The sequence below is a fragment of the Mesoflavibacter sp. SCSIO 43206 genome (genome assembly GCF_019904215.1).
Lineage (GTDB): Bacteria > Bacteroidota > Bacteroidia > Flavobacteriales > Flavobacteriaceae > Mesoflavibacter > Mesoflavibacter zeaxanthinifaciens.
The window spans coordinates 266,876-288,620 of sequence record NZ_CP063201.1 but is presented as its reverse complement, the minus strand read 5'-3'; the positions used below and the strand labels follow the sequence as shown (position 1 = coordinate 288,620).

Below are 21,745 nucleotides of genomic sequence, written 5' to 3'. Positions count from 1 at the left end.
AGATCGCTTTTTTTATTTACTTAAAGGACTTATAATTTGAACATTTTGAAATGCAATTGCACCTCTTACAATACCAGATATTACATCTTGTAAAGCTTCAATAATTTGCATTTTAAGTTCGCTTTTATGATAGATTAAGCTAACTTCTCTAGCTGGACTAGGCTCATTAAAAAACCTTAAATTTTGCTTGGATTTTTCTGGTAAATCTAAAGTGTGAAGATAAGGTAGTAATGTCATGCCTAAACCTTCATTAGATAATTTGATTAAAGTTTCTATACTACCACTTTCTAACTGAAACTTGTCGTCATTATGGTTTTTAAATACTTTACATAAATTAATAACACCATCTCTAAAACAATGTCCATCTTCTAACAAAAGCATATCATTTATATCAAGATCTGATGTTTCTAGTTTTTTATTGTTATGTAATCTATGGTTTTGAGGTACGTAAGCAACAAAAGGTTCAAAATATAAAACACGCTCTTTAATGCTTTCTTGTTCTAAAGGTGTTGCAGCAATAGCGGCGTCTAGGTGACCGTCGTTAATACGTGTAATAATTTCTTCAGTAGTAAGCTCTTCAATTTTAAGTTTTACTTTTGGATATTTCTTTACAAAATTTGTTAAAAACATAGGCAAAAGAGTAGGCATTACAGTTGGGATAATACCAAGCTTAAATTCGCCACCAACAAATCCTTTTTCTTGGTCTACAATATCTTGTATTCTATTAGATTCGTTAACAATATTTCTAGCCTGAGTAACTAATTTTTTACCAACTTCTGTAAGCTCTATTGGTTTTTTGCTTCGGTCAAAAATTAAGACGTCAAGTTCGTCCTCTAATTTTTGAATTTGCATACTTAAAGTAGGTTGAGTTACAAAGCATTTTTGAGCTGCTTTTGTAAAATTTTGGTGTTCGGCTACAGCCAAAACATATGATAATTGAGTAATCGTCATTGTTAATAGTTTAAGGCTATAAAAATATAAAATCTATCAATAATATTTATAATTAGATGTGTTTAATTTGAAGTAATTTTGTAATAGAAATTAAAACTTATAAAATATGAAACTAAATAGTCTTGGATTAGACCCAACAAAAACTAAAGATTTAGCTAATCAATTAAATAATTTATTGGCCAATTTTCAGATATATTATCAAAATTTAAGAGGAATACACTGGAACATTAAAGGGAAAAACTTTTTTGATTTACATGTGAAGTTTGAGGAGTTATACACAGATGCTAATGCTAAAGTAGATGAAATTGCAGAACGTGTTTTAACTCTAGGAGAAACACCTTTACATACATTTGAAGATTATTCTAGTGTTGCAAAAGTGCCGGTAGGTAAGAATATATCTAAAGATGAAAACGCAGTAGAATTAATAGTTAACTCTTTAACAGAATTACTTCAAATTGAAAGAAACATATTACACGCTGCAGGAGATGCAGAAGATGAAGGTACAGTTGCTATGATGAGTGATTTTATATCTCAACAAGAAAAAACGGTTTGGATGATGAATGCTTGGTTAGGTAAAAGCATCTAATCCTATAAATTGATTAATAGCAATTAAAAAGCAGTCTGAAAAGACTGCTTTTTTTGTATGATAAGTTAGCTATTAATTAAGGTGTCTTTCTAACACCATCTAATAGTTGTTTATTCAGTTCTATACCTTCTTTAGTTTTATGTAATACAGAAATATCCCCAGTAGATTCTAAAACAACTGCTTCTACTTGGTTAAAATCCAAAACGTTAGCTTCTCTAAGTTTTGCTATTAGTTGTGATTTTTCAATTCTACTATGTTTTAAGTTATTATAAAGTATGGTATTACCATCCATTAGTAATAAAGGCTTGTTTGAAATTAAAGCACTAAATTTTGGTATTTTTTTCTGTAAATATGAAGAAATAAGAGTTAATACTAAAAGACTTGTAATAGCAACTGCACCATGAGTAATACTAGTACTAGATGTTAAAGTAGAAGATATTATACTACCTATAGCAACAGTAAAAGCAAAATCGTAAGCAGTAAATTTAGCAAAAGACCTTAAACCAATTATTCTTGTAACTATTATGATAACTACAAAAATAATTAAACTGCCTACAACAGTTTGCCAAATAGGGTCTTTAATATCGTAAATCCATTCCATAGGTTATAAATTTTATTTAAAGTTATGGATTTTAGCTTTTAGTAAAGCTTAATAAAATTATAAAATACTATAATTTTTATAGTTTCATTTTTAGTCATAGTTAGTAAATTTGTACAATTAATTTAAACTATAAATGATGGCAAATGTAAAACCTAAGATGCTCAAATTTAGAGGTAATGAATATCCTTGTTGTGCGAGTTTAACTATGGGAATAATTGGCGGAAAATGGAAGACCGTTATACTTTATCATCTTATAGATAAAAAATTAAGATATAATGAATTAAGATATAATGAATTAAGAAAGAGTATGCCAACCGTAACAGAAAGGACGTTAAGTTTACAATTAAAAGCTTTAGAAGAAGATGGTTTAATAAATAGAACTGTTTACACTTCAAAACCACCTTTAAAAGTAGAATACAATTTGACAGACTTTGGAAAAACTTTAATTCCGTTAATACAATCTATAGCTAATTGGGGAGATTTTGTAGTTGAAAATTACTCTGAATAATGTTTAATTAGTAAGTTTTTTTAGCTAAACTTTAGTTTGAAGTTATTCTTTAATTTTTAAAAAATTACCTTTTGTATCTACTTGAACAATTTTATGATTTCCGTCTACAATCATAAATAATGTAGCTAGTCCATTTTTAAAAGTACCAATTAGATATGGTTTATAACTAAAAGGGAAACTCCAATGAGCTTCATGTTTTGCATCAATTTTAAAGATAATATTATCTTCTTTATCAATACATAAAACAGTATTGTCTAATTTTTTTACAAATGCTAAACCTTCAGAAAAAGCAGATGTGCTCATGTATTTAATATCAATAACTAATTCTCCATTTCTATCAATATAGCCACCATAACCACCTTTTCCTACTCTAATAAACTCTAAGTTGTTAGATAAGTCATCAAAATTAATTTGTAAACCTTTTTCAATTTTAGGTAGTAAGACGTCTTCTTTATTGTTTATAATCAATTTTTCTCTTGTAAACACATCTCCCGCTAAAAAAGTATTTTGTTTAATTCTTCTAAGCGGATAATATAGTTTTTTTGTTAATATTTTTCCTTTATGGTCTATTAACATAAAACAGTTATCGCTTCCAGTTTTACACTTGTCTTTTATAGCAATTGCTATATTATTTTTATAAGGCTTAATTTTGGCTAACTGTTTGGTAAATAAAACCTTTCCGGTGCTGTCTAAAACAGAAGATAAAGTTTTACCTTCTTTAGTAAAAGTGTAAACTGCTATTTTATTATCTGATAATTGATAATTACTTACTAAAATATTCGTTGCTGTTGAGTCTACTTGTTGTTTGTATTTATCAAGAAAATTAAAGACAACATTACCCTTTTTATCAATAAGTAGTCTATTATGATAATCATCGTTTAGCTCAACAACAGCGTGACCTTCATTAAATGCGTATGCAGCTGTGTATTTAGGTTTTATTACAAGTTTCCCTTCTGTATTAATATAACCATATTTGTTGTTAAGTTTTACAACAGCTAATCCTTCACTAAAATCTTTATTTTCTCCATTTATATGTTGAAATTTTAGAGGAATCACAATTTTCCCTTCTGTATTGATATATCCTAATTTTGTATCTAAGATTTTATGATAGTTGTTTTTTGCTCTACTTGTAACAGTTACAGCAGCTAATCCATTTTTAAACTTTCCTATATGGCTATAATTGGCTTTTAAAACTATAATGCCTTCACTATTAACTAGGCCTATTTTACCATCATTTTTATATAAATATAGATCAGGTTTATTTTGAGATTGACATGCAATAATTATTAAAAAGAAAGCAATAACACTATTTAATTTATAACATTTTATTTTTTTATCCATTGTCCCTTTTTTAAACTGTTACCAATATATCCTTCTTTAAATTTTATAGGTATAGACTCCATACCAGATTTATTAGGTTTTAAAACATTAAAATGAAGATGTTCTGTAGTTGTAAGACCAGTTTTTCCTGATAAACCAATTGCTTGACCAGATTTAACAAAGTCGCCTACCTTAACCAAGCTACCTTTATAGGTTAAATGTACATATTGGGTATATAAATTCATGGAAGGATGAAAAATAGTAATGAAGTTAGCATAATCTCTCCATTTTTTTGATTTTCCACCAAGAGTATAATCTTCAATCACTCCAACAACATAACCATCTGCAGCACAAACAGTATCTCCTTCTTTTAAATTAAAATCTAAAGCATACTTAGAATATTTAGAACTATGAGAAAAGTCGCCATTATAGCCTTGAATAATTTTATACGTATAATCTTTTTTAAAAGGTAAACTAAAAGACTTTTTAGATATGGTGTCGTTAGGGTTTCCTAATGTTATTAAAAACTTTATTTGTGTTTGTTCTTTAGGTGTGTCAGTCCAATAACTTATTTTTTTAGCAGATAGATGCTCTAAAACTAAAGGAAAATCTTGATTTAATCTTTCTTGTAAATTCTTATCTTTAGTTTTGATGTTTATTCTTATAGGACAATGTAATGGGTTAGATAGCTTTACTATTAAGGAGTCGTTAGTAACTTCATAACCAACATCTTTTAAAATGAACTGAGACAGTTTTTTCTTTGGTAATTTATTACAACTGATTAAAATAACTAATATTGAAATAATTGAGATGAATTTCAATTTCATAAGAACATAATTAACTTCTATATTTAATAAGTATTATTAATCTTAAATGTAATAATTTAATTACTAACAAAATATTTATATCTTAATGCAAAATACCAAATCAAAGCTTAATAGGACAATTACCACAATATTTTTTGATATTTGTTTTGGGTTAACAATAAGTTAATACAATACTAAAGGTTAACTATTAGTGTTTTTTTAATCAAATTTGCAGTATGCAGATCAAATCTAAACTTTTAATATTAGGAGCAATTCTAGCCTTAATAGCTTTAACAACAATGCAAGGTTATTTAACCTTTAATACTTTTGATTTAAGAAAAAAAAGTTTTGCTGTAGAGTCAAGAACAAAAATAGGAAGCATTGTAAAAACACCTTATGTAGATTCTCTTTCTTGGCAATTTCGTAACGATTTTTTAGATAAAATTCCAGATTACAAATTAGGACTAATAAGCAAAAATCAATTATTAGAAGATTTACAAAAATCTGCTAATAGCAAAAACAAACAGTTTTTAAAATATTATACAGAAGGAGCAAAGCAATTAGAGTTAAATGAAAATGTTTTGTTTAAAAAAGTAGCTTCAACCATATTATTAATAGATCAAAATGGTAATGTAGAGCCATTATTAGAAGAAGGTAAAGATAAATCAAGGTTTTTAATTGGTCATGACTTTCCTTTGGAAGAAGGACTAATTATAAATGCATGGAATTGGACTTTTGATAAGCAATATGTTGATAATTTAGGCGAAACAAAAAGTGTTACTGTAAAGTATAAATCTAGTATTTTTATGAAAATAGTAGATTGGGATAAAATTATTTTTAACCAATTACTATTCTTATTCTTTATATCATTTTTACTATTTGTATTTTTAATAAGTTTAGTTACTTATTCTATAAGAAATTTACTTAAACTTAAACGAATATCAGATATTAAAACAGACTTCATTAACAATATTACTCATGAGTTAAAGACACCATTAGCTACTTTATCTATAGCAACAAAAACACTAACAAATAAATTTGCAGTAGACAATAAAGATATATCTAAAGAATCTATTGATACAATTAATAGACAGAATAAAAGACTACAAAATCTTATAGATCAAGTAGTAGATAATAGTTTAGGATATCATCAAATTAAATTAAATAAAAAACCTATAAATCTTAGCTCTTTTTTACATGAAGTTAGTGAAGATTATATGCTAACATTACCCCAAAATATTTTGTTTTTAAGAGAGATAGAACATAATCAAACCATCTTAGAGATAGATACATTTTATATAAGTACAGCAATTACAAATATTTTAAATAATGCTATAAAATTTGAAGGGACTGTACTAAAAATTAAATATCATATTCATAATAACAATCATATCATATCTATAACAGATAATGGTATAGGTATTTCACAAAAAAATAAAAAACTTATATTTGATAAGTTTTTTAGAGTGAGTGAACGCAATAAACATACCTATAAAGGATTAGGATTAGGATTGTATTACTGCAATCAAATTGTAAAAGCTCATGACGGAACTATAGATGTTGAAAGTAAATTAAAAGAAGGCACAACATTCTATATAAAGCTTCCAGTAAGTGATGCAAAAAAGGATTTTATTAGCAGATGATGATTTAGATTTTGGCTTTACGCTAAAACAATACCTAGAGCTCAATAAATTTGAAGTTATTTGGGCAAAAGATGGTATTGAAGCATTAGATTTATTTAAAATGCACACTTTTGACATTTGTATAATTGATGTAATGATGCCAAAATTAGATGGTTTTAAATTATCTAAAAAGCTTAGTAAAAAAAATCCTGAAACACCTTTCTTATTTTTAACCGCCAGAAAAGCTAAAGAAGACCGTATAAAAGGTTTAAGTATTGGTGCAGATGATTATATATCAAAACCATTTGATGTAGAAGAACTTATACTTAGAATAAATAATATTATTAAACGTACCAAACAGCAAAAAACTATCGCAATTAATACAGAACAAGATGTACCAATTAATATAGGCAACTATCTTTTTGATATAAATAATCTTACTCTATCAATTAATGGCAAGACAACTAAAGTGACAGAAAAAGAAGCTCAATTAATTTATTTTTTGTTTTCTAATAAAAATAAATTAATACCTAGAGATGAGATATTAAGTAAGGTTTGGGGACAAAGTAACTTTTTTTCTGGAAGAAGTATGGATGTATTTATTACTAGAGTTAGAAAACACCTTAAAGAAGATAAAAAAATTAATATTAAAAGCGTTAGAGGTGTAGGTCTAGAGTTTATAATAGAAGAATAAAAAAGCCAGTAAATTTTACTGGCTTTTTTATGTGTTATTTAATTTTTTATAAACTTTTTAATTGTAATCCTATCTTCATTATCCTTAATATTAATAAAGTATAAGCCATTAGCTAAAGCAGAAACGTTAACTTTGTTAGTATTAGTGTCTTTTGATAAAACTTCTTTACCGTTTACACTATAAATACTAATAGAAGTTATGTTGTTAGCGTCTATATTTAATATGTTTATAACGGGATTAGGATAAATTTTAAATTCATTATCACTTAAAAATGTGTCTGTTGCTAAAGAAGGATTGTTTTCATAAGTAAAATTATCTAAATACAAGTTGTCAAAAGTTGTAGCAGCATTAAATTTAAAGGCTATATAGTTGTTGTTTTCAGACAAACTTTCAAATGTAACAATCTTTTCATCCCAAGAATCATCTGTCATATCTTCGTCTAAAAATGTTTGATAAGATGTGAATGAGCTAGCATCTAATGGATCACTCATAGTTCCAACTTCTAAGCTTCCATTGTTATCATCATATACATTAAATCGTATTTGTTTAGTATTATCTAAATCTGATATCATTGGAGAAATTAAAAATATACCAGCAGATTCATCATTACCGCTATACATCCTAATACTTACAGATCCTTCTTGAGATTGGAAAGTGCTGTACCTTACGTAAGGACTTGTAGATACAGGATCAATTAAACTAGACCAGCAAGGCTCTATACTTGTATTATTTGTAAAACCTTCAAAACTTTCGGTAAACATTCCAGATTCTGGTAAACATTGTGTAGTAAAAAACAATGGACCAACCCAAGCACTATAACCGTTAGTATTACAATTTGCTCTTACATAAATTTCGTATTCAGTATTAGCAGATAAAGTATTAAAGTTGTTATTAGAAATATTTGTGTTTGTAGCAGTACCAGAAGTTGGTTGTCCTGTACCTGCTAATTGTACAGTATATTCCCAACTTGATTGATTAGAAAGAAAATCCCAACTAACTTCTACAGAGCTATCCGTTACATTTTCTGCAACCACGTTATAAACTTCTGTACAAGTAGGTTGATCAGTTATAGAAACATCATCTATATAAAAAGCCACACTTGCACCAGAGCTAGCACCATGTTTTAATACGACATATTGATCTGTGCTAGATGGTAAATTAACATAGTATTGAAGAAAGTTTTCTGTAAATCCACCTGTAGTTATTTCTAATTCTGTAAGAGGATTAAAAGTGTTAGTGTTTAAAGGGGCGCTCATTGTTCCTACAATAATTGAAGCATCTGTATTTGTAGTGTTCTTCTTAGCAAAAAACTCTAATCTATGCGTGCCATCGTTAGCAGTTGTATGTTGAGGTAATATTAAAAATACTTCTGCATTTGCATCATTACCTGTATTCATTATTATAGCGTTATTTCCAGAATTTGCATAAGATGAAGACGTATTAACTTCTAATAAAGGAGAGCCAGTTGAATTAACGTTTTTATTCCAACAAAAAGGAAAATCTTCATCCACGTAACTATCAAAATTTTCAGTAAAATTTGTATTAAATGGAGCACAAGCTGTTCTTATATCAAAAGGACCAAACCAAGTACTATAACCAGAACCATCACTTCCAATTGCATCGCAGTTTGCTCTTATAAAAATACGATAAGGACTATTTGGTATAATGGATAATCCATCAGAATCTGTTGTAATAGTGTTTGTTAAAGAAAATGTGTTTATTGTAGTCTCTAATGCAGGATTAAAGTTTAAATCAGTTTGTACAATTACCATTTCCCATTCGGTTTGTGTCTGTATATCTGGTGTAATTGTTAAATCAAATGATGTGTCAGTAATATTATTAGCATCTATATTTATTATTTCAAAACAAGATGGCTGTGTTGTAACAACTATATTATCTAGATAAATAATTTTGTTAAACGAAGCACTAGTTTCTGGTTTAAATGCTAAATGGTTTGCAGATGCATTTAAAGGAATATTTACATAGTATAAAGAATAGTTGTTTGTATTATCTGATGCATTAGTTAAAGTAAAACTGTTTAATTCTGTAAATGTATTTTCATCATTTGGATTTGACATTAAGCCTACTTTTAAGACTGTATTATCAGATCCTACAGAATTTACTTTTGCAGCAAATTCAATTCTATGCATACCATCTGCAATAGTCGTGCTTTCAGGTGAAGCTAGAATAAAATTATCGTCATTATTCATTTGTATTTCATAATAATTGTCTGCAGAAAAAGCTTGAGATGAACTTGTATTTACTTTAGTAATTGGTGCAGTTCCGGTAGAATTTGATATTGTAGACCAACAGTAAGGTGTTACTAATTCATCAGGTAGAGCTTCAAAATTCTCAGAAAAATCGTCAACTATACCGCAAGTTGTTCTAAAAAATATAGGTCCAATCCAATCACTTACTCCATCTGTGTTACAATTTGTTCTTACATAAAATTCATAAGCAGTATTATTAGTTAATCCAGTTATGTTTACAGTATTTGATGTTGTATTAACAGCAGTTGCATTATCTGGGTTGCCAATTCCTGAAGTTTGTATAACATAATCCCAACTAGAACTACTAGATAGCCAATTTACATCAACAGATGTTTCATAAGTATTTGTTACCTCTGGTTGGTTTGGAGGATAACATGTTATAGGGTTAAAATCAATTTCTATGTTTGGTCTATAATAATCTAAAGTACCAGATGGTGGTGTTAATGGGTCTGGATTATTAAAGTTATTACCATAATGTAAAACCCTACCATTGGCTTGAGAATATCCTAAATTATGAGTAATAAAGTCAAAAGTATCATTACCATCTTGATTTTCGTCTACAGCAATAACAAGATTATCGGTATTAGAATAATTAAAAGGTGTATCTAGTATTAATGAAACTTCATTACCATATACAGTGTAAGTACCAGAGTAGACTTGAGTTAAATTTGCAAGTGGTATCCAATCGCTATTTGAAGCAAACACATCGTTAGAAGTTTCAGTCATATAAACTACTATATTGTTAGAGTTTTCTAATATACCATTTGTGTAAAATGTTATTTTTGATATTGTACCAGGTTGATTGATTTCTGATTGCAAAAAAATACTTTGACTATAAGAGTAATTATCATCAGCATCTATTGGTGTTTCTTGAAAAGTACTTGTAGATATATTTCCTAAAGTAACTTCATTTATTTGCACAGTTTGCGCTTTTAAGGACAAAACTATTAACAGTAAAGCAAGTAGTAAGTAGAGTTTTTTCATTTTTATTTTCTTTAAATTAATATGGTTAGTCATGTTGTTAAACATTTTTGCTGTGTAAACTTATTTAGTATTAGTGGTTTAACAAAGTAGGTTTAGGTTAACGATAAGTTAACGGTAATTAAACATCATTAAGAAACTTCTTTTTTTTATCAATTTTGTAAGCACATATTAAACAGAATGTATCATGACTAGACTACTATTATTACTCTTTATTTTCTTTATTTCTCACACAATCATAGCCCAAACAGATGAAGCTTTAGGAGCAACACCAATTTTAGAGTCACTTACATATGAGTGTGAAAATGAACAAACCGGAGACTTTTATGGTTTTACAAAATCATCAGAATTTACTACTTGTCCTAGTTCAGATTATGATAATTGGGTAGATTCTTGGTACAGTTTTACACCAACACAAACACAAGAATATGCAATAAAAATTGAAGAATTATCTGGTAATACCTTAAATGTTCGAATAGGTGTATATTCAGGTTCTGTTGGTAATTTAACAAGTATGACAGGTTGTGCTACTAGATATTTTAGTGCAACTTTAGTAATGGGGCAAACCTATTATATAAATACAAGAGGCGCAAACGAATCTACAGAGTATAGATTATGTGTTTATCCATTTCCTGATGCACCATCAAATGATGAGCCTTCAACTGCTGATGAATTATCAAATTCTACATATGAAGTTTGTCAAAGTGCAGCTTTGGGTTATACAACTAATGCAACACATAGTAATGAAGCAGAGTGTAGTAATTCTAATCCAGATGTATGGTATACTTTTACTGCACCAGAAACAGGCGAATATACATTTAAGGCAGATTTAGTAAATGGCTCTACACCTTTGTACTTAGCAATTTATAGTGGTACTCCAGGTTTTTTAAATCCTTTTCAAGAGAGTCCAACATCTCCATTAATTCAATGTCAAGATATAATCTTAGTAGACTTAGTTGCAAATCAGACTTATTATGTAAGTGTAACATCTTCAAATTCATCACAAGCAATATATTTTAACCTTTGTGCTTACAAATCTCCAGAAGCACCATCAAATGATGATTGCTTTAACCCTATGCCATTAACAATAGGGCAAGATTTTGAAAATAGTTATATAGTAGCAACGACTACATCTGCTACAGTAAATCCAGGCAACACTAACTTTCCGAATTGCGGTACATTACCAGACTTCGGTATATACGGAAAAGATGTTTGGTTTTCTGTTGTTGTACCACCATCAGGTAACTTTACTATTGAAACAAGAGCAGAACCAACAGAAACAAATTTAAGTGATACAGCTATGGAAACTTTTACAGGCTCTTGTGGTACAGAAACTTTACAGCCTTATTATTACAATATACCACCACCTAACACTGGTACAGCTTATTGTAATAACCAATTTGTAATTGGTGGTGATCCATTTGCAGGTATATTATTTACTAATAAAACTCCAGGAGAAACAGTTTTAATTAGAGTTTGGGGATGGGCTTATCAGTTTGGAAAGTTTAGAATAGGAGCTTATGATGCAACTTTAAGTACAACAGAGTTTGATCTAAATAATTTTAAATATTATCCAAACCCAGTAAATGATGTTATAAACATAAAATACAATAAAAATATTACAGATATAACAGTGTATAATTTACTAGGTAAAGCAGTTTTAAAAGAAGAGACGGATAGTCAATTAGTTAAAGCAGATTTATCTAATCTACAATCAGGTTTTTACATTATTAATGTTACTTCTGGAGAGCAATCTACAAAGTTTAAAATAATAAAAAAATAATCCCTTAACTTTCTAATAGTTAATATCTAAAGCACTTTTGCTGTTTTTTGTAAAAGTGTTTTTTTATATCATATCCTAAAAATAATGCTAAGTCACTGTTGTTTATTTTTTTGAAAACGAATACCTGTTTTAAAGCCACAATATGTTAGAAAAATAATAAACAGAGTTTGAAAGATTAAAATTAGATAAGAAATTGTATTAAAAGTGTTAGTTTTAAGTTTCGACTCCAATTCAATTTGTTTGATATCTATTCCTGAACTTAAAGGAGGATAAATAGTCCAACCAGAATTTTGTTTTATAATACTTTCTATAATAACGCCTAATTTGTTAAAAATAATTATTAGTAAAAATGAAGAAAGCATTAAAATTACATTAGAAGTTATATTATTAAAACGGTTTTTAATTGTGCGTATTAGATAAATGCAAACCAGTATTAAATTTCCTATTAAAAGAGCAATAATATATTTAGGAATAACAAAGTATGTGTCGTATATATTTAGATTAAAAGCAGATATTTTACTTAGCTTAGTAAAATGAAAAATCATATAGTTAAAGATGAAAGCTAAAATCAATGATCCAATTAACCAAAACACTTCCTTTTTACTCATAATTTTAATTAGTTTGTAATAGTACACAAATAGATTTTAGTAAATGATTTTTTAATTAGATACAAGCTTTAGTCCAATAATTGAAGCAATTAGAGTAGTAATAAAAAACAACCGCCAAAAGGTAGCAGGTTCTTTAAAAATTACAACTCCAACCAGAACAGTTCCTACAGCTCCAATTCCTGTCCAAACTGCATACGCTGTACCAATAGGTATTTGTTGAGTTGCTTTAACAAGAAGAAACATGCTAATACTAAGACAAACCAAAAAAACTATGTACCACAAAGTAGTTTCGTTACCAGTAGATTCTTTCGCTTTACCTAAACAAGTAGCAAAAGCAACTTCAAAAAGTCCTGCAATAATTAATAGAAACCACTTCATCTTTATTAATTTCTTTTTATTAAAATATCAAATTTAGTTATTTGATCTGTTCGATCTATCTATTTAAAGGTATAATTAAAAAGTTGAATAAGTTTGAAATATAACTTAAGATTAATATTGTATATTTTAGTAGAAGTAATTAGTAGTAGATCCTGAGGTTGTCAAATCTGCCGTAATTGCGGTTATACATTGTTGGCAGATTGTTATTTTCTTTTCCATTTAACTCCATTCCAAATAATTCCTAATGAAACTAAAATTAAGGTAAAATTCTCAATATTAATTTTTTTATCTGTCAATGATTTGTAAATAGTTCCAATCACACACAAGATTGATATAATTACTGCAAAGTAATATCCTTGTTTAGATTCGAAAAACGACCTTTTTCTTTCTATTTGCCCTTTATTATATTTCAATAGTTTTGAGTCAATATTTTGGCATAAATTCACGAATTGCTCAGAATTGCAAAAATTATCATTTGAGCTTATTCGTAAGGTATTTCCATTTTTGAACTTAAATTTTATTCCAGCTCCTTTTATCCAATGAATTTTATAATATTCTAAATCATTAAAATTAACATTTTTATTATCCCATTCCAACTGATTTGATTTTAATTCAAAATCTGAGATTTTTACTATAAACTTCTTTTTTAAGATATAGAAATAAATTCCAGCAAGAACAAAAGCTAAGATTCCTTTTATTAGACCAAAACTCATAACTCTATTCAACACGATAATTATTGCAGAAAAGATGGCTAATGTTGAACCAAGTAAGAATAGTAATTCAAATGGGTTTGTATATTCAACATTTTTGTATTTCCGCATTGTTTTGTGTAATGTTTGCCAACGGTTTTGGCTATGAGTGGTTGCGTTGGTTAGCGATTAACTTTGCAAGTACGCACCAAACTGAAAATCCGTGAGGATTTTCAGAAGTAGGCGAGAACAATCAATTACTTATAGCCAATGTTGGCAACAGTTATTTTATTTTTTAATTAGTTTTTTTGTAATCGAATAATTACTAGATTTTACATTGATAAAATAAACACCAGAGTTAATTGAATTTGACAAGTCATTCAATTCTATATTTTGAGATGAATAGTTTTTTTGATTTTTATAAACAGTTTGGCCTAGTGTGTTTGTGATAGATATATTCAGATATTCGTCTTCAAATCTTTTAGGAAGATTTAAATAAATCTTTTCATTAAATGGATTTGGATAAACCAAAAGTTCATCTTTATTATAACCTTCAGCACTTGTTTCGTTATTTACAACAACATTAATTTCAATAAATAATGATTCTCCACATTCATTTATTTTTTTAGCTTTAAGGGTATGTGTTCCTTCGGTATCCCATAAAACTTTCACTTTATAATAACTAGTATTATTATCTATTATTAATGTTCCGCCACTTTCTAATATCCATTCTGTTGTTGAAAATAAATCAACAGGAATAATATATTCTTCTTCTGTATTAATTAAAGTGTTATCGTTTCCAAATATCAATTCAGGTTTAGACGGTATATATGTTTTTAAATTTTGAATAAAATTATACTCCCATAAGAAAATGTTATTCTCATCTTCTACGTAAATATTTGGATAAGAACTATTATAATCAGCCCAAAACCGTTGAGACCAAGTTAATCCGTTATCATGAGAAATATATAGATTTCCGCTGTTATCAAGTATCATAAAAGAATCATCATCAATTGCTTTTATTTTATTGATAGAATATGAAATATTTCTTTCAATAAGGTTTTGGTTGGGAATATCATATATGAAAATTTTACCTCCAGAATATGCAGGGTAAAAATATATTTTATTTAAGTTACTATAATCAAATCTATCATATTGAAGATTGTGTGGATATCCAGAAATCTGTGCCACAAAATCCCAACTTACACCTCCATCATTTGTCTTATAAACAATAGGTTCAGAACTCGTAGAACTCCCATATAACATAAAATTGTTTTCATCTATAAATTGATACTGTCTTGTTGTCACATCACTAGGTGTTGGGATTAAATTCCAAGTTAGACCTTTATCTGTCGAATGGTATATATTTCCAAACCCAAAAATATATAAATCATTTACTGATACTTGGGTAAGGTTAATTACAGAATAATTTGTGTCTGCTGGCAAATCGGTAATATTTAAAATAGGACCATCTGTCCAAGTTAGTCCTTTGTCAAAAGATTCTGCTATTATATAACCTTCACCATAATTGTTTGGATTGGAATATCTCCAATAACTAATGTAATCGTCTTCCGCATATAAAGTAAACCCAACAACATTATCCGTTTCATAAACTTTTTTCCAACTAGAACCTTTGTCTTGAGAAATTAAGATTGATGAATGCGTAAAATTACCTCCACTAACAACTGAATATATATACTCATTTTCATTAATCTTTTTAAAATATCTAGCACTATTAGAATATCCTTCTCTCGGAGAACCACTATCAAGTTGAGTCCAACTAGCTCCACCATCTGTAGTCTTAAATATGAATCTTCCCATATTAGGCGCCCCTTGTTCTTTTTTACCTACAGCAAATCCAACATTGTCATTTATAAAATATATATCGGTTAAAAAACCATCTTGGTTGATATTAGCACTTTCTTCAGTATCACTATTTATATTAACTTTTTTAATTCCATTTACAACATAACTTGAGTAATACAAGTAGTTATTTTTTATTGTAAACGCTCCTGTAGTCCATTCAACGTAATAACTTGTTTGTGTCCAAGAATTCCCACCGTCAACAGTTTTATAAATAGAACTACCTCCACTTAAATACCCAGTTTGAGAATCAATGAATTGTAATTTTTTTATGTATGAGTTTGATGGATTATTTTGGTATTCCCATGTCTCACCACCATCAGTAGTTTTATAAAATGTATTACCTCCCCAAACATAACCAATGTTTTCATCTAGAAATAAAATATCTTTAGGTCTAAAATCACCATAATCAATTGAGGAAATGTTTGATGTCACTTTTAACCAAGAATTTCCACCATCAGTTGTTTTGTATAAAAAAGCTGTATCATTAACTAAATAATCGTCTATTCCGACTAAATAACCTTTGTCACTGTCAATGAAATCAACTCCTGTAAAATTTTCTAGACCTGTAATTCCTATTCTTCTTTCCCAATCTATTCCATTGTTTTCAGTGAAAAGAATAATTCCATCTGCACCAAAAACAAATGCTTTGTTAGAATCAATTAACTCGACATCATTTAATGGGTTATAATAAAAATCTTGGTAATGTGGCAGTTTATATGTTTCCCATGAAACTCCTCCATTATTGGTTGTCAGTAATGAAGAACCTCCAATAACAAATCCATTGTTTTCGTCCCAAAATCTAACATCTGAAAGGGCACTTAACTTATTTTCAATGTATTGTCCACATTGAGAATATGAGTTGTAAAAAATTAAAAATGTGATAATAACTGGTATTACTTTTTTCATTTACACTGTTTGTTTTAATTGTTGCCAACCACTGTGTATAGCGTAATGAGGCGCGCCTCACGGAGAGCTATAATTGCACCTCATTCGTTATACACGCTTATTTGTGTAGTTACGTGATGAGTTCTCGTAGACTCGATAAATATACGATTAAAAAGTCGAGGTGCAATTAACAGTGGATGATGGTATGTAATTTGTAGAAGGGAAGCGTTTTTGAAACGCAATTCTACGGGCCTTAGGTAATTATATACCATCGTTTGTGTATAAATTTCAGTATCGGAAAATCGGCAAGATTTTCCGATTGAAACTGAAAGATAGAAAACTGCAATAAATTTCCGTAGGAAATTCAGCCGCAATTGCGGTTATACATTGTTGTAGGTAGTTATTCTTTATCCAAATTCAAATAATAAAGTTTTGCAGCTTCTTGAATTTCATCATCTAAATTGTCATCAAGTGCGTATGAGTAAAGTACCCATTTGTCATTAGGTTTATAAAATTTAAAGATGAATCTAAGTGGTTGTCGGTCGTATTTTACAAGGTAAGAGTATAAAACAAAACTTTCAGCAAACTTTTTTGTTGTGATTAGTTCTTGTCCGTAATACTTTCCCATATAACTTTCTGTAAATCCATTTACCGTACCAATAATTTTATCAATATCATCTTTTATTCTTTCAGTCCATTTATTTGTTGCATATAAATCCTTTACTGCTTTTCCAGCGTCTAATTCATAAGTTTCAAAAAAAGTGTCAATTAATTTTTGTGGACTAGATTGAGCAAATAAGTTAGTTGATGCTAAAATCATTAGTACGATTAGTGTTCTTTTCATTTTATTCTATATTTTTTGAGTTCTGTTTAATTACCTACAACGGTAAAGTGTATGATTTCGTTGCGAAATGGAACGCACGTTCCGTTCCGCAGTTGACCGAAAGATAGCAAAAAGGCTGGAATTTCCGATAGGAAATTCCGCCGTAATGAATTATAGCCATTGTTGCCAACTGGCTTTATTTTATTATTTCAGTCAGATATACTATTCCGAATATCCAACCAACGTAGAGCAGAGTATAAGTCAGCGAGTAAACTGCTGAAATTCCAATATCTCCTTTTGTATCCTTTGATTTATTGAAAACAAATTTCAATGCTCTAAAGAAAATCCAGTAAAGCATTGCCAAAATTATGAATAGCGAAAACCAAAAAACTGCTTCCAGCACAATTAGTAAAATCACAAATAATATTGACATTGCTATCCATAGCAAAATTGATAGGACTATTCCGCTAATTCCATCTCCGACTGATGGTATTTCCATTGTGGGACCAGTTCCGCTATGAGCAAGGAAATCACCACTTTTAAAATTCCGAAATTTTGGGAAATTGTCAATTAGTCCAATTCCAGTATAAAGTCCGTAAGTCATAAATAGAAATAAAGCTGACGCTATAATTCCGAGTGACAAATAGAGATTGGAAGTCAAACTCCGATTGTAATTTATTCCAGTCAGATAAACAGTCAGAATCGTAATTCCAATTACGAGTAATGAAACTATAAAGACGGATTTTCCTTTCAGATATGGCTGTTTGGTTTTCAATTCAGAGCGTTTTGTTCAGCTTGTTGGCAACGGTCTCGTATAACCGTCAGTTTACGGGTTAAATTACGCAAATTTTTCGGTTTAGCACTGACGTTAGCAATTCCGAGTGGATTCGGACGTAGTCGAATCCGCCGTAATTGCGGTTATACATTGTTGGCAACTGGCTTTTTTCCATTTGTTATTTTCTTAATTATTATTCCGCTTATAAAAGTCGAGATTATTGTCAGAAATAAAATCATTCTATAATTCACGTTATTTTGGTGATATTTCAAAATTCCGTCATTCATTATCGGATTCGTTATGGTTATTTTAATAAACTGACTTTCGAGAAAACAATACAGATAGTAAAAAGTCGGAATTAAAATCAGATAGATGAGATTCAGTCCGATTATTTTTTTCAGAGAACTTACCTTTCGAGATGTGAAATTAAATCCGATTGGTATTAAAGTCAGAATAAAAGCAATGTCCGTTTCAAAAAATCGAAAGTCCTTTCCGCCATAAAATCCGAGTTTGTAATCCGCCAAATATTTTACCGTTCTGCGAGTCAAAATCCGATAATCCAATTCGTATCGCATTCCGATAATAAAAGTCAGAATTATAATGAGAATTAGTAAAGTCAGTTTTCGATTCTTTTTCAGCATTTTCTTTTTAAGAATAAATAGAAGCCAAACTGAACAAGTAAATTTGGAATCAAAAAAATTAAAAAAATGATTGCAAAAAAGTATAAATATTCAAAATCAATTGAAATTTCGTTTTGAGAAATACTTATCCAAGTCACGAGTATTACCATTAATACTAAAAGAGTAATTCCAATTTTAATACTCGGTTTAAATATCTTTTTTATTACTTCTTTTGTAATCTCGAAGTTTTTATATTTTCCATAACCGTCTCCATAAAAAGTTAAAGCAGCAAGAGGCATTAAAGCTCCTAAAATAACTCCAAAACTTGAATGACCTTGAAATGATGAATAAATCAAAATTCCGCCAACAATTGCGTTAATTATTCCAGCAATTACTATTGCTAGATTTATGTAATGATTTTTCAGTAACGCCATTTTTTCAGCTTGTTGCCAACGTTAGCGTATAAATTTCAGTTGCGGAAAATCGGTATGATTTTCCGATTGAGACTGAAAGATAGAAAATTGCAATGAATTTCCGTAGGAAATTCAGTAGCAATTGAATTTATACATTGTTGGCGATAGTATTTTTTCCAATTTGAAATTTACTTTACTCTAATCATTTCTAATTCCAAATCCATAACATCGCTTTTCGATTTGCAAATATATCTGTCAGATTTTGTTTCAACTATTTCAACTTCAATTGTTTTTCCGATAATATCATTTGTATCCGTTCCGGAATTCAATACTTTTCTATATGTCAAAACATATTCGCATTCAGATTTCCATTCGATTGAGCTAAATATTTCTATTCCACTTTTTGTGCTAATTTCAGTTTGCATTGAGTCAGTCCGACTAACTTTCCATTCCGAGAATCTTGGGTCAGAATATTCAAATCTTCCAACTTTAAATTTTGCACATTTTTTTTCTTGAGCAGAACAGCTCAAAGTCAGAAGTAAAATAATGATTGAAGTTACTATTTTCATATTATTGCCAACGGTCTAGGCTATGGTTTCGTTGCGTGAAAATCCGCGAGGATTTTCCGATTAAGAAACCAAGATAGCAAAAGTGCGAGGATTTTCGGTAGAAAATCCGAAGCAATGAACTATAGCCATTGTTGCCAACCGTTTTTTATTATTCAGATTATTAATTTTTAAACTCAAAATATTATGAAAAAATCAATCATTGTCGGACTTTTTTTGACTGCTTTTGCTGTGTTTAGTCCATATTTATTACAAAAAGACTACGAAAACAAAGCAGAATGGTCAGTTTTAAGTCAATTCCTTTTTTTGTGGTTTTCTTGTTCCGTTCTCATTTTTTGCATTGACAGAATTAAGTCCAATTTAGACTAGTCTTTCTGGTTTTTTGAAAATCCGTTACCAATGGAATATCCAATAACAGAACCTAGCAAAGTACCAACAATTGAACCCTCAATTATTTTATTCATAGAAAGTAAAATTATGGTTCCTAAAATTAATAAGTTGACAATGACATCTTTAACAAACTTCCATTTCCAAAAAGTCAAATTCCGATTATTAAATGTTTTCTCTGCATTAATTTTCTCAATTTTTACTTTATTGGAGCTTTCTACAATTTCGTTGATTTTTAGGTCTTTTAAAGATGTTTTTATCAAGTCGATTAACGGTTTGAAATCAACTGATTCTTCATCTTTTTTAGGTTCATTTTCTTTATTTTCTTCCATAGGTTTGAGTGATTCAAATAGTTGGCAACGTTAGCGTATAAATTTCAGTTGCGGAAAATCGGTACGATTTTCCGATTTAGACTGAAAGATAGAAAATTGCAATGAATTTCCGTAGGAAATTCAGCCGCAATTGAATTTATACATTGTTATGTGCTGGCTTTTATTATTGTTTTTAATTTGTTTCCGTAATTCAGATTTTCAAAAAAAATCAGTTGCCTTTCGAATAGATATCCGTTTGCTATAAAGTCCATTTCATATTCAGCTGTTTTCAAATTCAATTCCATTTGGTCAATCGAATATTCGCTGATTAAAATTTTAAAGTATCGAGCGTATAATTTCGAAACACCGAGTTTTAATAAAATCCACATTGGAGAAAGAAAAAATGGGTCAATCTTTTCTTTTCCTTTCGTGATTGTAATTTCAATTATATTTTCTGTTGGGATTGGAATTGCAGTTAGCTTATTTGAATAATTCACACGTAATAAAAGTCCGCCTGCCCGTTTTTCGAAGTTGCATTTTGAATTCAGTTTCAGATTTTTTAATTCAGAATTTTTAGCTTTAAATGACTTAAGATAAAATCCAGTACTTCCGATTGCTTTCGGTTTTCGAAAGTCAATTTCCGCTGGTTTTCCAATCTGTTTTATTATAGCTTGTTCGGTCATTATATTTTATTACGAGCTTTTTGTCAGCTTGCACATAACGGTTTTGGCTATGATACGTTGCGGAAAAATCCGCAGGATTCTTTCCGCCATAGCCGAAAGATAGTAAATTGCAATGAAATTCCGATAGGAATTTCAGCCGCAATGGATTATAGCCGTTGTTGTGTGTAGGTTTTATTTTTATTTATCAATTCAGTTATTTTTTTCGCTTTTCCATAATCCACATCATTCAGCCATATTTTTAAATTCCGCTTTTCAGTTTTCAGAATTAAATTTGCTTTCGTTTTAAATTTCCCACCGTTTCCACTTCCAGTTAAAAAGTCGACTACTACGCTCAAAATTGAAATCAGCCAATTAGTTCGTTCAGAGTTCAATTCCGCACTTTTTATTTCAGTGTATGAGTAAGTTCCGTTATTTTCCGGTTCGGAAGCATCAATGACATTAAATTCATCCGTATTCAGGATAAATTTTAATTCAGGTTTATTTCTCAATTCAACAGTTTCTGTCATTCAGCGTTCTGATTTTTTAACTTACACACAACGTTTATGTATAAGGAAAGTTGCGTGTTTGAGAGCGAGGATTTTCCGAAGGAAAATCAGAAGCTAGCAAACGAGCAACAAAC

General features: G+C 29.2%; 21 protein-coding genes. 5 read left to right on the top strand and 16 right to left on the bottom strand.

Going from position 1 to position 21,745, the window contains the following annotated elements; all coding sequences use genetic code 11:
* Positions 1 to 12 precede the first annotated feature (12 nt).
* Positions 13 to 951 (bottom strand): LysR substrate-binding domain-containing protein, encoded by a 939-nt coding sequence (locus INR78_RS01465; RefSeq protein ID WP_027880600.1) that lies wholly within the window; start codon positions 949 to 951, stop codon positions 13 to 15.
* A gap of 106 nt (positions 952 to 1,057) precedes the next feature.
* Between INR78_RS01465 and INR78_RS01460 the strand changes: the two genes are divergently transcribed.
* On the top strand, positions 1,058 to 1,537 hold the full coding sequence (locus INR78_RS01460) for a Dps family protein (RefSeq protein WP_223077181.1): 480 nt from the start codon (positions 1,058 to 1,060) through the stop codon (positions 1,535 to 1,537).
* Positions 1,538 to 1,613: 76 nt separating this feature from the next.
* Here the strand turns inward: INR78_RS01460 and INR78_RS01455 are convergent, their stop codons facing one another.
* Positions 1,614 to 2,138 carry a DUF421 domain-containing protein gene (locus INR78_RS01455; protein ID WP_223077180.1) on the bottom strand — a complete coding sequence of 175 codons (525 nt, stop codon included), beginning with the start codon at positions 2,136 to 2,138 and terminating at the stop codon, positions 1,614 to 1,616.
* Positions 2,139 to 2,295: 157 nt separating this feature from the next.
* Between INR78_RS01455 and INR78_RS01450 the strand changes: the two genes are divergently transcribed.
* A complete protein-coding gene (locus tag INR78_RS01450; RefSeq protein WP_223077179.1) occupies positions 2,296 to 2,646 on the top strand; it encodes a helix-turn-helix domain-containing protein in 351 nt (116 codons plus the stop codon).
* 42 nt (positions 2,647 to 2,688) lie between these two features.
* On the opposite strand, the gene INR78_RS01445 is transcribed toward INR78_RS01450, so the two are convergent.
* The gene (locus tag INR78_RS01445) at positions 2,689 to 3,987 is read right to left on the bottom strand and encodes a WG repeat-containing protein (RefSeq protein ID WP_223077178.1); all 1,299 of its coding nucleotides are present in this window, start codon (positions 3,985 to 3,987) and stop codon (positions 2,689 to 2,691) included.
* The gene (locus INR78_RS01440) at positions 3,972 to 4,793 is read right to left on the bottom strand and encodes a M23 family metallopeptidase (RefSeq protein ID WP_223077177.1); all 822 of its coding nucleotides are present in this window, start codon (positions 4,791 to 4,793) and stop codon (positions 3,972 to 3,974) included. The genes INR78_RS01445 and INR78_RS01440 overlap by 16 nt, the downstream gene beginning before the upstream one ends.
* A gap of 215 nt (positions 4,794 to 5,008) precedes the next feature.
* Here INR78_RS01440 and INR78_RS01435 point away from each other — a divergent pair, with 215 nt between their 5' ends.
* The gene (locus INR78_RS01435; protein WP_223077176.1) at positions 5,009 to 6,415 is read left to right on the top strand and encodes a sensor histidine kinase KdpD; all 1,407 of its coding nucleotides are present in this window, start codon (positions 5,009 to 5,011) and stop codon (positions 6,413 to 6,415) included.
* Positions 6,387 to 7,088 carry a response regulator transcription factor gene (locus INR78_RS01430; protein WP_223077175.1) on the top strand — a complete coding sequence of 234 codons (702 nt, stop codon included), beginning with the start codon at positions 6,387 to 6,389 and terminating at the stop codon, positions 7,086 to 7,088. Before INR78_RS01435 ends, INR78_RS01430 begins: the two co-directional genes overlap by 29 nt.
* 38 nt (positions 7,089 to 7,126) lie before the next feature.
* On the opposite strand, the gene INR78_RS01425 is transcribed toward INR78_RS01430, so the two are convergent.
* Positions 7,127 to 10,342, bottom strand: coding sequence for a T9SS type A sorting domain-containing protein (locus INR78_RS01425; protein ID WP_223077174.1), 3,216 nt, complete (start codon positions 10,340 to 10,342; stop codon positions 7,127 to 7,129).
* A gap of 184 nt (positions 10,343 to 10,526) precedes the next feature.
* On the opposite strand from INR78_RS01425, the gene INR78_RS01420 reads away from it, so the two are divergent.
* Positions 10,527 to 12,122: a T9SS type A sorting domain-containing protein gene (locus INR78_RS01420; protein WP_223077173.1), complete on the top strand. Its 1,596-nt coding sequence runs from the start codon at positions 10,527 to 10,529 to the stop codon at positions 12,120 to 12,122.
* 92 nt (positions 12,123 to 12,214) lie between these two features.
* Here INR78_RS01420 and INR78_RS01415 read toward each other — a convergent pair whose 3' ends face one another.
* The 11 genes from INR78_RS01415 to INR78_RS01365 all read right to left on the bottom strand — a co-directional run bounded on the left by INR78_RS01415 (position 12,215) and on the right by INR78_RS01365 (position 21,632).
* On the bottom strand, positions 12,215 to 12,730 hold the full coding sequence (locus tag INR78_RS01415) for a hypothetical protein (RefSeq protein WP_223077172.1): 516 nt from the start codon (positions 12,728 to 12,730) through the stop codon (positions 12,215 to 12,217).
* Between the two features lie 51 nt (positions 12,731 to 12,781).
* Complete coding sequence (locus INR78_RS01410) at positions 12,782 to 13,108, bottom strand: multidrug efflux SMR transporter (RefSeq protein ID WP_223077171.1); 327 nt, start codon at positions 13,106 to 13,108, stop codon at positions 12,782 to 12,784.
* 203 nt (positions 13,109 to 13,311) lie between these two features.
* Positions 13,312 to 13,929, bottom strand: a complete 618-nt coding sequence (locus INR78_RS01405) for a hypothetical protein (protein ID WP_223077170.1) — start codon at positions 13,927 to 13,929, stop codon at positions 13,312 to 13,314.
* Between the two features lie 156 nt (positions 13,930 to 14,085).
* On the bottom strand, positions 14,086 to 16,569 hold the full coding sequence (locus INR78_RS01400) for a YCF48-related protein (protein WP_223077169.1): 2,484 nt from the start codon (positions 16,567 to 16,569) through the stop codon (positions 14,086 to 14,088).
* A gap of 379 nt (positions 16,570 to 16,948) precedes the next feature.
* Positions 16,949 to 17,392: a hypothetical protein gene (locus tag INR78_RS01395; protein ID WP_223077168.1), complete on the bottom strand. Its 444-nt coding sequence runs from the start codon at positions 17,390 to 17,392 to the stop codon at positions 16,949 to 16,951.
* Between the two features lie 175 nt (positions 17,393 to 17,567).
* Positions 17,568 to 18,146 carry a hypothetical protein gene (locus INR78_RS01390; protein ID WP_223077167.1) on the bottom strand — a complete coding sequence of 193 codons (579 nt, stop codon included), beginning with the start codon at positions 18,144 to 18,146 and terminating at the stop codon, positions 17,568 to 17,570.
* A gap of 634 nt (positions 18,147 to 18,780) precedes the next feature.
* Positions 18,781 to 19,200: a hypothetical protein gene (locus INR78_RS01385; RefSeq protein ID WP_223077166.1), complete on the bottom strand. Its 420-nt coding sequence runs from the start codon at positions 19,198 to 19,200 to the stop codon at positions 18,781 to 18,783.
* A gap of 167 nt (positions 19,201 to 19,367) precedes the next feature.
* Complete coding sequence (locus INR78_RS01380; RefSeq protein ID WP_223077086.1) at positions 19,368 to 19,748, bottom strand: hypothetical protein; 381 nt, start codon at positions 19,746 to 19,748, stop codon at positions 19,368 to 19,370.
* A 362-nt stretch (positions 19,749 to 20,110) separates the two neighbouring features.
* A complete protein-coding gene (locus INR78_RS01375) occupies positions 20,111 to 20,464 on the bottom strand; it encodes a hypothetical protein (protein WP_223077165.1) in 354 nt (117 codons plus the stop codon).
* A gap of 146 nt (positions 20,465 to 20,610) precedes the next feature.
* On the bottom strand, positions 20,611 to 21,126 hold the full coding sequence (locus tag INR78_RS01370) for a hypothetical protein (protein WP_223077164.1): 516 nt from the start codon (positions 21,124 to 21,126) through the stop codon (positions 20,611 to 20,613).
* A gap of 146 nt (positions 21,127 to 21,272) precedes the next feature.
* Positions 21,273 to 21,632: a hypothetical protein gene (locus INR78_RS01365; protein ID WP_223077163.1), complete on the bottom strand. Its 360-nt coding sequence runs from the start codon at positions 21,630 to 21,632 to the stop codon at positions 21,273 to 21,275.
* Between the last annotated feature and the right edge of the window lie 113 nt (positions 21,633 to 21,745).